Here is a 12,690-nt window from a genome sequence, read left to right as displayed (position 1 = left end):
GCGCTCGGCGGTTATCGTGGCCGGACGTCGGCGCTGCCAGGAGATCGACGCCCGCCGCTACTTCGTGCGTTACTGCCAACACCGGATTCTCGGTCTCCCGTCCCGCGGCGGCGTCGGCGCGGGACGCCCGGCCGCCTAGCGGCGCTGCAACGTCGCGCTCAGGCGCTCGGCCGCCTGCTTCAGGCACGGCAGAAATTCTTTCAGCATTTGCTCGCGGCTGTTGCGGCTGGCGTGTCCGCTGACGTTCATGGCGGCGATGATGCGCCGGTTGCGATCGAAAATCGGCACTGCGATCGATTGCAGTCCGGCTTCCAGTTCCTCGGCCACGAACGCATAGCCCTGGGCCTGCGCGGTCGTGATCGCTTTGCGGATTTCGGCCGGATCGGTCAGCGTGTGAGGCGTATGCGCGACGATCGTGCTGCGCGCGAGGATATCGTCTCGCGCAGCCGGCGCGAGACCGCCCAGCATCACCCGCCCCATCGACGTCACCCAAGCCGGCAGACGGCTGCCGACCGACAGGTTGACGGTCATGATCTTGTGCGTGGCAATGCGCAGGATGTAGACGATTTCCAGGCCGTCGAGCACCGAGATCGAACACGACTCGTGCGTGGCGTTGGCCACTTCTTCCATGAAAGGCGTCGCCAAGTCCCACAGCGGGGTGGCGGAAAGATACGCGTAGCCGAGATCGAGGATTTTGGGCGTAAGGAAGAACTTGCGCTCCTCGCTGCGCACGTAGCCGAGTTGCTCAAGCGTGAGCAGGATGCGACGCGCGCCGGCGCGCGTCAGGCCGGTGTGCGCGGCGACTTCGGAGAGCGTCATTTGCGGGCGCTCGGCGCCGAACGCCTGAATCACGGAAAGCCCGCGCGCAAACGACTGGACGTAACTGTCGCTCGGCGCAGGGTGGTTGCCTTCGGTCATGGGTGTGGGGTTCCGGCAAGAAGCAAATCAGCGCGAATCCTCGCATATCGCACCACGCGGTTCAACTTGACAAGCAGGCGCTGCTTTGCGAATATTCGCTAATAGAACTTATGTTCGTAATTAGAACATATTGCCTCGACGAATACCATCCCTTTGTAAAAATCCCTTTGAGTCAGGAGACGTAATGATCGACGCTTTCATTTGTGATGCCATTCGGACACCCATCGGCCGTTACGGCGGCAGCCTGTCGTCGGTGCGCGCCGACGATCTGGGCGCGGTGCCGCTCAAGGCGCTTATGGCCCGGCATCCGGGGCTCGACTGGAGCGCTATCGACGACGTGATTTACGGCTGCGCCAACCAGGCCGGCGAAGACAATCGCAACGTGGCGCGCATGTCGCTGTTGCTTGCCGGCCTGCCCGAGAGCGTGCCGGGCGCCACCATCAACCGGTTGTGCGGTTCCGGCATGGATGCGCTGGGCGTGGCTGCCCGGGCGATCAAGTCCGGCGAGGCGGGGCTGATGCTGGCCGGCGGCGTCGAGAGCATGAGCCGCGCGCCATTCGTGTTGGGCAAGGCGGCCACGCCGTTTGCCCGTCAGGCGGAAATTTTCGATACCACCATCGGCTGGCGTTTCGTCAATCCGCTGATGAAGGCGCAATACGGCGTGGACTCGATGCCCGAGACCGCCGAGAACGTGGCCACCGAGTTCAACATTAGCCGCGCCGATCAAGACCTGTTCGCGCTGCGCAGCCAGGAAAAGGCCGCCAGGGCGCAGGCCAACGGCGTGCTGGACGAAGAAATCACGCCCGTGAGCATTGCCCAGAAGAAGGGCGAGCCGCTGCGGGTCGCACGCGACGAGCACCCGCGCGCAACCACGCTCGAGGCGTTGGCCAAGCTGCGCGGCGTGGTCTCGCCCACCGGCACGGTGACGGCCGGCAATGCCTCCGGCGTGAACGACGGCGCCGCAGCACTGTTGCTGGCTAACGAGGCCACCGCGGCGCGGCTGGGCCTGAGCCCCAAGGCACGCGTGCTGGGCGTGGCCACCGCCGGCGTGGCACCGCGCATCATGGGCATGGGCCCGGCACCCGCGTCGCAAAAGCTGTTGCAGCGCCTGGGGCTGAGTCTCGATCAGATCGATGTGATCGAATTGAACGAGGCGTTTGCGGCCCAGGGACTGGCGGTGCTGCGCGCGCTCGGGCTGCCCGACGACGACCCTCGCGTGAACCCGAACGGCGGCGCGATCGCGCTGGGCCACCCGCTGGGCATGAGCGGCGCGCGGCTGGTGACCACGGCCATGTACCAGTTGCACCGCACCGGTGGCCGCCTGGCGCTGTGCACGATGTGCATTGGCGTGGGGCAGGGCATTGCGATGGTGATCGAACGCGTTTGAGTTGCGAGACCCGCCGCGCGATAAGCGCGGCGGGTCTCTTTGCATGAGGCGGATGACGGCATGATTTCCAAGATAGTTGAAAACCTCGCCGAGGCGCTGGCGGGGGTGCACGATGGCGCGACCGTCATGATCGGCGGCTTCGGTACGGCCGGCCAACCGGTCGAGCTGATCGACGCGCTGCTGGCGCAAGGGGCCAAAGAGCTCACCATCGTCAACAATAACGCCGGCAATGGCACGACCGGGCTGGCGGCGCTGCTGCAGGCGCGGCGCGTGCGCAAGATCATTTGCTCTTTTCCGCGCCAGGCCGATTCGCAGGTGTTCGATGCGCTCTATCGCGCCGGCGACATCGAGCTGGAGCTGGTGCCGCAAGGCAATCTGGCCGAGCGCATTCGTGCGGCCGGCGCCGGCATCGGCGCTTTCTTCACGCCGACCGGCTTTGGCACGGCGCTCGCCGAAGGCAAGGAAACCCGTCATATCAACGGGCGCGATTACGTGCTGGAGTATCCGATCCATGCCGATTTCGCGCTGATCAAGGCCGAGCGCGCCGACCGCTGGGGCAACCTGGTGTACCGCAAGACCGCGCGCAATTTCGGCCCGATCATGGCTGCGGCCGCCAGGACCACCGTCGCGTCGGTGCGCCAGGTTGTCGCGCTGGGCGAGCTCGATCCGGAAGCGATCGTCACGCCGGGCATTTTCGTGCAGCGCGTGGTGCGGGTCGGCTCGCCCGCCGCAATGGCCGCTTGATATTGGCCGACCCGACCAGGGAATTCCCATGAACAGACTCAATCGTGATCAGGTCGCCGCCCGTGTCGCCCGGGACATTCCGGAAGGCGCTTACGTCAATCTCGGTATCGGCTTGCCGACACTGGTGGCCAACCATTTGCCCAAAGACCGCGAAATCCTGCTGCACAGCGAGAACGGCGTGCTGGGCATGGGGCCCGCGCCGGGCCCGGGCGAGGAAGACGACGATCTGATCAATGCCGGCAAGCAGCCGGTGACGCTGTTGCCAGGCGGCGCCTATTTCCACCACGCCGATTCGTTCGCGATGATGCGTGGCGGGCACCTCGATATCTGCGTGCTGGGCGCCTTCCAGGTGTCGCGTCGCGGCGATCTGGCCAATTGGCATACCGGCGCGCCCGACGCGATTCCGGCGGTGGGCGGCGCGATGGATCTGGCCATTGGCGCCAGGCACGTCTTCGTGATGATGGATCTGCTGACCAGGGAAGGCCGCAGCAAGCTGGTCGAGCAGTGCACGTATCCGCTCACGGGCATCGGTTGCGTCTCGCGCGTGTATACCGATCTGGCGGTGTTCGATCTGAAACCCGACGGCGTGCATGTGATCGACAATTTCAGCGGCCTTGCCGCAGCCGAACTGGCGCAGCGGGTCGGCTTGCCGCTGCTGTTCGACTGACGGCGCATCCCGTTGCGCCCTGCGCCTGGGGTAGCCCGGTGGTAAAATCGCGACCTTCAGCCGGAAGGCGGGACCGCACGCCGGCGCAACCGCCGGATGGCCGGTGAGTAAAACGAGGCACGCATTGAAATACCCGGGTCGCAGAATCTCCGTGGCACCAATGATGGATTGGACTGATCGTCATTGCCGCTACTTTCATCGCCTGTTGTCGCGGCACACGTGGTTGTACACCGAAATGGTGACGACCGGCGCGCTGCTGCACGGCGATGTGCCGCGCCACCTCGATTTCGACGCCGCCGAGCATCCGGTTGCCCTGCAGTTGGGCGGCAGCGAGCCGGCCGATCTGGCGCAGGCCGCACGGCTCGGCGCCCAGTGGGGCTATGACGAGATCAACCTGAATTGCGGCTGTCCGTCCGAGCGGGTGCAGCGCGGCGCGTTCGGCGCCTGCCTGATGGCCGAGCCGGCGCTGGTGGCCGATTGCGTCAAGGCCATGCGAGACGCGGTAAGCGTGCCGGTGACGGTCAAGCACCGTATCGGTATCGATAGCGTCGAGGCCTACGATTTCGTGCGTGATTTTGTCGGGCAGGTGGCCGATGCGGGCTGCGAAACATTCATCGTGCATGCGCGCAACGCGATTCTCAAGGGACTGAGCCCGAAGGAAAACCGCGAGATTCCGCCGCTCAAATACGACTACGTTTATCGACTGAAACGTGAATTTCCGCATCTGGAAATCATCATCAACGGCGGCATCGACACGCTCGACGCGGCCGCGATGCATCTCGAGCACGTCGACGGCGTGATGATCGGGCGCGAGGCCTATCATCATCCCTACCTGCTGGCCGGCGTGGACGCGCGCTTCTATGGCGCGACCGGGCCGATCGTCAGCCGCGAGGCGGTGGAAGCCGGGCTGATCGAATACGCCGCTCGCCAGGTGGCGCGGGGTACCTACCTGGGCGCCATCACGCGCCACGCGCTGGGGCTCTATCGCGGCATGTCGGGCGCCCGCGGCTGGCGCCGCACGCTGTCCGAATCCAAACGCCTGGCCAGCGACGGCGTGCATGCGTTCGCGCACGCGCGCACGTTCCTGCAGGCCGCCGAGGCCTGAACATGGCGGTTGCCAGGAATTGTGATCCCGGCGCGTTGATAGGGCTTGGCAAAACGGCGGAGACCTTTGTATAATCTCACCTCTTGACGGCGGGGGCTCCCTTGCCAATGTCAACGGTGGCCGTAGCTCAGTTGGTAGAGTCCCGGATTGTGATTCCGGTTGTCGTGGGTTCGAATCCCATCGGTCACCCCACCGTTTTCCTGGCCTGTCCGGCCGAATTTCCCCTTTAAAAAATTTAGCGCCTGGCTCCACGCAGCTTCGCCCGTGCGTTCGCGTTATGCCGCGCTGCGCGGTGTGTTCAGCGGCGACGTCCGGCGCGCGCGTCGCGGGCCCAATGCGTGGGATGCGTCTCGAGCAGCTTGCGGGTGACGCCGTTGGTCCAGCCAAAGCCGTCCTGCAGCGGATATTCGCCGCCGCTGCCGCCGGTTTCGGCATGCCCGGCGCTGCGTAGCGCGTATTTTTCCACCAGCTTGCTCTCGCGCTCGTAGAGCCGGCTGACCGTTTCCAGCCAGCGGTGCGCGATATCGTCGCCCAGCGCTTGCAGGCCGTAGCGGCGCAGCCCGTCGATGGCGATCCATTGCAGCGGCGCCCAGCCATTGGCGCGGTCCCATTGCTGGTCGCTGGGCTGCTCGGTGGTCATCAATCCGCCCGGCACCAAAAGGCGCGAGGCGATCGCTTCGCGCACGCGCTGCGCCTGCGCCTGGCTGGCCATGCCGACATAGAGCGGCGTGGCGGTTGCCGCCGAGAGTTCGCGCCGCTGGCGCTCGAGTTGCCAGTCGTAATCGACGAAGGCGCCGTCGGTCTCGTGCCACAGATAGCGGCTGGCCGCCGCGCGCCGGGCGTCGGCGTGCGCGTGAAAGGCGGCGGCGCCCGCGCTGTCGCCGCTGGCCTGGCTCAGACGCTCGATCTGGCGTTCGAGCTTGTAGAGGAAGCTGTTCAGATCGACCGGCAGGATCGCCGTGGTGCGAATGGTCGACAGGTCATTCGGGTCGCTCAGCCAGCGCGAGCTGAAGTCCCAGCCCGACGCGGCGCCCGCGCGCAGGTCGCGGTAGACCTCGCCGTGCGGGCGGCCCGAGCGGGCGGCGGTGTTGACATCCTCCAGATAGCCTTCCTCGCGCGGCGTATCGCGCTCGTCCCAATAGCGGTTGAGTATCGCGCCGTCGGGCAGGCACACCAGATGACGGTGCGTTTGCCCGGGCCTGAGCGCCTCGGCCCCGTCCATCCAGAACGCATACTCGCGTTTGAGCTGGGGCAGATAATGCACCGCGCGTTTTACGCCATGGGTCTCGAACAGCTCGACCATCAGCGCGAACACCGGCGGCTGCGAGCGGCTCAGATAGTAACTGCGATTGCCGTTGGGAATATGGCCGTAAGTATCGATCAGGAACGCGAAATTGTTGGCCATGGCGCGTAGCAGGTGGGGGCGGCCGCTCTGCACCAAACCCAGCATCGTGAAATAGGAATCCCAGTAATACATCTCACTGAAGCGGCCGCCCGGCACGACGTAGTCGAAGGGCAAGGGCAGCAGCGAGCTGCGGGCGGGGTGCGTCGTCGGACGACGCGTGAGCACATCCCACAGGCCATCGATGTGCGCGCATAGCGATTGATCGGGATCGGAGTCGTAGTGATTGACGGGAACCGGTTCGTGCTGAAAGTGCGCGTGAACGAACTGCGCCAGATCGAAGCCCGGTTCATGGCACAGTTCCCGGTAGCGGCGCAGGATGTCGGCCGGGTCGCGGCGCGGCACGGTGTCGACGAAGGTCTTGCTGTCGTCGAAGATGCGCGCGCCTTGCACGGCCCGAAAAAGCTCCTGATAGCGGTCCGCCGGACTCAGCACGTCGGCCGCCGCTACGTGTTCGACGCCCGCCGCTTGCCCGCCGCGGGCCAATATCTGGTCGCTGGTCGCCGTCATGATCATTGCTCGCTGTAATTCCAGAGCAGGCCGCCATCGACGTAGACCGTGGTGCCCGTGATATAGCTGGCCTCGTCCGAGGCGAGAAACAGCACCGCGTTGGCGACGTCCTCGACCTTGCCCAGCCGCTTGAGCGGGATGTTGGCCAGCAGCGCGCCGAGTTCCTTCGGATCGTGCAGCAGCTTGTTGTTGATTGCCGTGCCCACGGCGCCCGGCGCGACGTTATTGACCGTGATGCCCAGCGGCGCGAGTTCGATCGCGAGGTTGCGCATCATCATTTTCATGCCGCCCTTGCTGGCGCAATAGCTGGTGAAGTGCGGAAATGGCAGCTCCTCGTGAACCGAGCTGATGTTGACGATGCGCCCGCTGCGGCGCGTGTCGCGCAAGTGATGCACGAAGGCCTGGGTCATGAAGAAGGCACCCTTGAGATTGACGTCGAGCACCAGGTCGTAATCGGCTTCGCTGACGTCGAGAAACGGTGCGTTGCGCTCGACGCCGGCATTGTTGACCAGCACGTCGATGCGGCCCAGCTTGGCCACGGCCGCATCGACCACGCTATGCGCGTCATGCACGCGCCCGACATCACCAGCGATCACGCAGCCATCGCTGCCGGCCGCGCGAACTTGCGCCAGGGTTTGCTCGGCTGCATCGGCATCCTGACGATCCTCGACGACGATTTTGGCGCCTTCCTGGGCGAGCCGCACGGCGATCGCGCGGCCGATGCCCTGGGCGCTGCCGGTGACCAGAGCTACTGTGTCGTTCATGCGCATGCCAATCTCCTTGTGAAAGGGTGGTTGCAGAAGAGGCCGTCGCGCAGGGCGCGAGGCATTGCCGTGTCGGGCAAGCGGGGGCGATGGCAGGTCGATACGCCAGCCCGGGCAGTGAATCACTCACTGCCGCGAGCGTCGATGGTGAGAGGTATTCAGACGTACGATGAATGAAGCCTGGCAGGCTTCGCGCTCCCGAACGTTGCGTCGATGCTGTCTGGATCGGCGCGCCGGGCGACACGGTTACACGCTTTTAAGTATACGTCGAGCCGGCGATTTTGTCAGATGAGGTCCTGGCGCACCGGATGGACAGCGGAAATGCCCCTCATCCGCATCATGCTGGCGGCCTTGCATTCCCGGCGCTGACGGCGCATTGTGAGCGTCGGGCGGCGCATTTTTTGACCGCCGGTCGGCGCAGTGGCGCAGGAGGTGCGAATCATGGAATTGACGATCGTTGCAATCGACAAGCCGGAGACGATCAACTTCATTCTTGGCCAGACGCATTTCATCAAGTCGGTGGAAGATATTCACGAAGCGCTGGTTGCCGCGGTACCCGGCATCCGGTTCGGGCTCGCGTTTTGCGAGGCATCGGGCAAATGCCTGGTCAGATGGTCGGGCACCGACCCGGATATGCTCGAACTGGCCCGGCGCAATGCGGTCGCGCTCGGCGCAGGGCACAGCTTCTTCATTTTTCTGGCGCAGGGGTTTTATCCGCTGAATGTGCTCAACGCCCTGAAAATGGTGCCCGAAGTCTGCCGGATCTTTTGCGCCACGGCCAATCCGACCCAGGTGATCGTGGCGCAGACCGAACAGGGTCGGGCTGTGCTGGGGGTGGTCGACGGGCAATCGCCCAAGGGTGTCGAGGACGACGCGGAGATTGCGTGGCGCAAGAACCTGCTGCGCCAGATCGGCTACAAGCTCTGAACACGGCAGCGCCCGTCGCGCGGCCGGCGTCTACGCGATTCCATCGAGAATGCGCTGGCGAATCGCCGTGGTGATTGCATGGCGATCGTGCTCGCGCCGCTCCAGCATGCCGACTACGCGACGCGGAGTCGATGGCGGCAGCGGCAGCACGCGCAGTGCCGGGTCGGTTTTCCAGGAGTTGTTTCGCAGCAGCGGCACTACTGCCACGCCAACATTTTGCCGGGCCAGTTCGACGATGGCCTCGAGAGCGCTGAGTTCAAGGAAATCATTGACTGCCCAGCGATGTTTGCGCAAGGTGCGCTCGATCAGCGCGCCGGTGCGTTGCGAGCGGTCGAAGCGCAGGAACGGCCGGGTGCGCAGCAATTGTGCCGCTGGCGTGCGGCCGGTTTTCCTGCTGGCCACCAGCACCAGCGGCTCTGAATAAAGCGGCGTCCAGGCCAGGCCGGCGGGCAGCTTGCCCGCACCCTCGACGACCAGCGCGGCGTCGATTTCCCTGGCCTCCAGCTGGGCCGCCAGATCGAGCGAGCGAGCGGTGATCAACCGCACCTCCAGGCGCGGATGCGTGACCTTGAGCTGCGCCACCATCGAGGCAAGCGCCCCCATGACTGACACCACCGCACCGATGGCCACCGACCCGACCACCTCGCTGGCGTCCGCGCCGATGGCGCGCATGTCGTCGTACAGCGCGACCAGTTGCTCGGCGCGCGGCAGGATCGCCCGGCCGGTGCTGTTCAGGCTGGCCATGCGCCCGCTGCGATCGAATAAAGGATGCTTGAGCTCGGCCTCCAGCGCCTGCATTTGCATGCTCACGGCAGCTTGCGTGAGCGCCACGCGCTCGGCCGCCGCGGCGAACGAACCATAGCGTGCGACAGCGATGAAGGTGCGCAAAAAGCGAATACTGCTCATGGTGGCTCTGGAACGATCTAATCCAAGATTTTCTTATATAAGAAGCAAGAAATTTTAGCTTTATTTGTGAATGTCGGGTGCAGATAATAGGAGTCACCCAAGGTCCGGGCGCCGCGCCTGCGCTCGACTGCCGCGCTGGCGCGGCACCCCGGATTTTCACCGGTTTCGTCTGCCGAGCTCATATCATGTCATTCAATTGGAATAACCCTTACCCGACCGTCCGCATCCCCCTGTTTGCCCGCAATGCGGTCTCGACTTCCCAGCCGCTGGCCTCGCAGGCCGGCGTGCGCATGCTGCTGCGCGGAGGTAACGCTGTCGACGCGGCGATTGCCGCAGCCGCCGCGCTGACGGTGGTCGAGCCGGTATCGTGCGGCCTGGGCAGCGACGCGTTCGCGATTTTGTGGGACGGGCGCGAGCTGCACGGCCTTAACGCCTCGGGCGTGGCGCCGGCGGCATGGAGCCCCGACTACTACCGCCGCAAGTACGGCGAAGAGGGTAACGGCCAGGCCCGGCGGCCGGTGCGCGGCTGGGACGTGGTGACCGTGCCGGGTGCAATCTCCGCGTGGGCTGCGCTGCACGAGCGGTTCGGCAAGCTGCCATTTGCGGACGTGCTGGAGCCTGCCGCCGAAATCGCCGAACGCGGCTACGCGGTCTCGCCGATCGTCGCGCACAAGTGGGCTGCCGCGATCCCGGATCTGCGCGACCAACCGGGCTTCGCGCAGGCCTTCATGCCGCACGGACGCGCCCCGAGCGTAGGTGAAAAATTCGTGCTGGCCGATGCCGCGCGCTCGCTGCGGCAAATCGGCGCGACCGGCGGGCGCGCCTTCTACGAGGGCGAGCTGGCCGAGCGGATTGCCGCCTACAGCGCCGCGACGGGCGGCGCGATGACGCTGGCCGATTTGCGCGACTATCGCCCCGAGTGGGTCAAGCCGATCGCCAAGCGCTATCGCGGCTATGACGTTCACGAAATTCCGCCCAACGGGCAGGGCATTGCCGCCCTGATCGCACTGGGCATTCTCGATCGCTTCGATCTGGCTGGGCTGCCGGTCGATTCGGTGGATTCGCAGCATTTGCAGATCGAGGCGATGAAACTGGCTTTTGCCGATATCTACCGATACGTCTCCGATCCGCGCTCGATGGAGGTCACGCCGCAGGAGATGCTCAGCGACACCTATCTGGCCGAGCGCGCCAAGCTCATCGACATGGGCCGCGCGAAACATTTCGATTTCGGCATGCCGCGCGCGGGGGGCACGGTGTATTTGAGCGCGGCCGACGAGAGCGGCATGATGGTTTCCTTCATTCAATCGAACTACATGGGTTTTGGCTCCGGGGTGGTGGTGCCGGGCACCGGCATCAGCCTGCAGAATCGCGGTTACGGCTTTTCGATGGATCCGGCCTCGCCCAACGTGGTCGCGCCCGGCAAGCGGCCGTTCCATACCATCATCCCGGCCTTCCTCACGCGCGACGGCGCGCCGGTGATGAGCTTCGGCGTGATGGGCGGCGACATGCAGCCGCAGGGGCATCTGCAAACGCTGGTGCGCATGCTCGATTATCACCAGCAGCCGCAGGCCGCGTGCGACGCGCCGCGCTGGAAGGTCAACCGCGACTTCACGCTCGACGTCGAAGCCACGCTCGACGCCGGCACCGCGGCCGCGCTGCAGGCGCGCGGGCATCAGATCAAATCGATCGACGACCCGTACATGGATTTCGGCTCGGGCCAGTTCATCTGGCGCCTGTCGGACGACCCGGACCAGGGCTACGTGGCGGCCAGCGACAGCCGGCGCGACGGGCACGCGGCGGGTTTCTAGGCGGGCTTGCAGGACTGTCTGACGCAATAGATCAATAAATCAATAAATCAATAAATCAATAAATCAGTAGTGGAGGAGACTCACCATGAACCCTGGCATCGCAGGACCGGCGTTCGTGCCGCCGAGCAAATCGACGGTGCGCCGCATCGTCATCTCGTCGTCGATCGGCAACGCGCTCGAATGGTATGACTTTCTGGTCTACGGCTTTTTCGCGCCGGTGATCGCCAAGCTGTTCTTCCCCGTGCACGATCAATGGATCTCGCTGCTGCTGGCCGTCGGCTCGTTCGGCGTGTCATTTCTGACGCGCCCGTTCGGCGCGATCGTGCTGGGCCTGTATGCCGATCGCAAGGGGCGCCGCGCCTCGCTCACGGTGTCGATCCTGTTGATGGTGCTGGCGACGTTCATGATCGCGGTGATGCCCGCCTACAGCAGCATCGGGCTGGCCGCGCCGATCCTGGTGCTGCTCGCGCGCCTGGTGCAGGGCTTCGCAGTGGGTGGCGAATTCGGCAGTGCGACCGCTTTCATGGTCGAGCACAGTCCCAACCGGCGTGGCTATTTCGCCAGTTGGCAATTCGCCAGCCAGGGCCTGGCGGCGATCAGCGCCTCGGCCGTCGGCGCATTGCTCAATACGTGGCTGAGCCACGATCAGATCGTTTCATGGGGCTGGCGCCTGCCGTTCGCCCTGGGGCTGCTGGTCGGGCCCGTTGGTTACTATATTCGCCGTCATCTGGACGAGACGCCGGAGTTCCTGCTGGACAAGAAGCAGTCGGCCCCCGTTCGTGCCGCGGTGTTCGACAGCCAGGTGGCGAACCTGCTGGTGGCCGTGGGCATCGTTGCCCAATCGACCGTGATGGTCTACGTGCTGCAGCTCTATATGCCCACCTACGCCGTCAAGGAACTGGGGTTGTCGACCGCCAAATCGTTCGGCGTGGTGGTGCTCAATGGCGGGCTGCAGTTCCTGCTCTCGCCGCTGATGGGGGCGCTGTCCGATCGCATCGGCCGGATTCGCATCATGCTCACGACCTCGATTTTGATGGCGCTGACGATCTATCCGATGTTCCACTGGCTGCGCGATCATCCGACCATCGGCTGGCTGATGGCGCTCATGGCTTTATCGGGAATTTTCAAGGCCAGTTACTCGGGGCCGATGCCGGCGCTGATGTCGGAGATTTTCCCCACGCGCGCCCGCTCGACCGGGCTGTCGCTGGCCTATAGCCTGGGCGTGACCGTGTTCGGCGGCTTTGCGCCATTCATCGTCACATGGTTCATCGGCGTGACCGGCGACAAGCTCGCCCCCAGCTATTACGTGCTGGCCGCGGCGGTGATCAGCAGCGTCGCGCTGGTGGTCGTCGGGCTGGCGATGCGCCGGCGCGCGCCGGCAAGGGCGCTGACCGCATAGGCGCGCCGCGCGAGAGCGGGCGGCACGCCGCACCCGGATCACTTGCCAGCCCCGTCGATCCGGCACTTGGCCAGAAACCGGTTGGCACTGGCCGAGCCGGGATGGCCCTGCCGTGGCCCGATCGCGTGGGCCGGCGACACTTATGACTTGACA

General features: G+C 65.2%; 11 protein-coding genes and 1 tRNA gene. 8 read left to right on the top strand and 4 right to left on the bottom strand.

Features of this window, described 5'->3' with window-relative positions; all coding sequences use genetic code 11:
• Nucleotides 1-135: 135 nt before the first annotated feature.
• Complete coding sequence (locus tag EPN80_RS17500; protein ID WP_293030236.1) at nt 136-918, bottom strand: IclR family transcriptional regulator; 783 nt, start codon at nt 916-918, stop codon at nt 136-138.
• 184 nt (nt 919-1,102) lie between these two features.
• Here EPN80_RS17500 and pcaF point away from each other — a divergent pair, with 184 nt between their 5' ends.
• From pcaF to EPN80_RS17475, 5 genes are all read left to right on the top strand, one after another.
• Nucleotides 1,103-2,305 carry a 3-oxoadipyl-CoA thiolase gene (gene pcaF / locus EPN80_RS17495; RefSeq protein WP_293030234.1) on the top strand — a complete coding sequence of 401 codons (1,203 nt, stop codon included), beginning with the start codon at nt 1,103-1,105 and terminating at the stop codon, nt 2,303-2,305.
• A 60-nt stretch (nt 2,306-2,365) separates the two neighbouring features.
• Nucleotides 2,366-3,049: a 3-oxoacid CoA-transferase subunit A gene (locus tag EPN80_RS17490; RefSeq protein WP_293030231.1), complete on the top strand. Its 684-nt coding sequence runs from the start codon at nt 2,366-2,368 to the stop codon at nt 3,047-3,049.
• A 28-nt stretch (nt 3,050-3,077) separates the two neighbouring features.
• A complete protein-coding gene (locus tag EPN80_RS17485) occupies nt 3,078-3,716 on the top strand; it encodes a 3-oxoacid CoA-transferase subunit B (RefSeq protein ID WP_293030228.1) in 639 nt (212 codons plus the stop codon).
• 124 nt (nt 3,717-3,840) lie between these two features.
• Nucleotides 3,841-4,821 (top strand): tRNA dihydrouridine(20/20a) synthase DusA, encoded by a 981-nt coding sequence (gene dusA / locus EPN80_RS17480; protein WP_366468425.1) that lies wholly within the window; start codon nt 3,841-3,843, stop codon nt 4,819-4,821.
• A 116-nt stretch (nt 4,822-4,937) separates the two neighbouring features.
• A tRNA-His gene (locus EPN80_RS17475) sits at nt 4,938-5,013 on the top strand.
• A 106-nt stretch (nt 5,014-5,119) separates the two neighbouring features.
• Here EPN80_RS17475 and treF read toward each other — a convergent pair.
• On the bottom strand, nt 5,120-6,733 hold the full coding sequence (gene treF, locus EPN80_RS17470; protein ID WP_366468427.1) for an alpha,alpha-trehalase TreF: 1,614 nt from the start codon (nt 6,731-6,733) through the stop codon (nt 5,120-5,122).
• 2 nt (nt 6,734-6,735) lie between these two features.
• Nucleotides 6,736-7,497: a glucose 1-dehydrogenase gene (locus tag EPN80_RS17465; RefSeq protein WP_293030219.1), complete on the bottom strand. Its 762-nt coding sequence runs from the start codon at nt 7,495-7,497 to the stop codon at nt 6,736-6,738.
• Nucleotides 7,498-7,938: 441 nt separating this feature from the next.
• On the opposite strand from EPN80_RS17465, the gene EPN80_RS17460 reads away from it, so the two are divergent.
• On the top strand, nt 7,939-8,424 hold the full coding sequence (locus EPN80_RS17460; protein ID WP_293030216.1) for an adenosine-specific kinase: 486 nt from the start codon (nt 7,939-7,941) through the stop codon (nt 8,422-8,424).
• A 30-nt stretch (nt 8,425-8,454) separates the two neighbouring features.
• Here EPN80_RS17460 and EPN80_RS17455 read toward each other — a convergent pair whose 3' ends face one another.
• Nucleotides 8,455-9,330 (bottom strand): LysR family transcriptional regulator, encoded by an 876-nt coding sequence (locus EPN80_RS17455; protein ID WP_293030213.1) that lies wholly within the window; start codon nt 9,328-9,330, stop codon nt 8,455-8,457.
• 185 nt (nt 9,331-9,515) lie between these two features.
• Between EPN80_RS17455 and EPN80_RS17450 the strand changes: the two genes are divergently transcribed.
• Both EPN80_RS17450 and EPN80_RS17445 read left to right on the top strand, forming a co-directional pair.
• Complete coding sequence (locus EPN80_RS17450; protein WP_293030210.1) at nt 9,516-11,138, top strand: gamma-glutamyltransferase family protein; 1,623 nt, start codon at nt 9,516-9,518, stop codon at nt 11,136-11,138.
• Nucleotides 11,139-11,223: 85 nt separating this feature from the next.
• Nucleotides 11,224-12,537 carry an MFS transporter gene (locus tag EPN80_RS17445; protein ID WP_293030207.1) on the top strand — a complete coding sequence of 438 codons (1,314 nt, stop codon included), beginning with the start codon at nt 11,224-11,226 and terminating at the stop codon, nt 12,535-12,537.
• Nucleotides 12,538-12,690: the final 153 nt, after the last annotated feature.

Source organism: Pandoraea sp. (assembly GCF_004297875.1).
Taxonomy (GTDB): Bacteria; Pseudomonadota; Gammaproteobacteria; order Burkholderiales; family Burkholderiaceae; genus Pandoraea.
Note: the sequence above shows the minus strand (reverse complement) of the source record. Positions and strands in the feature narration are given on the sequence as shown.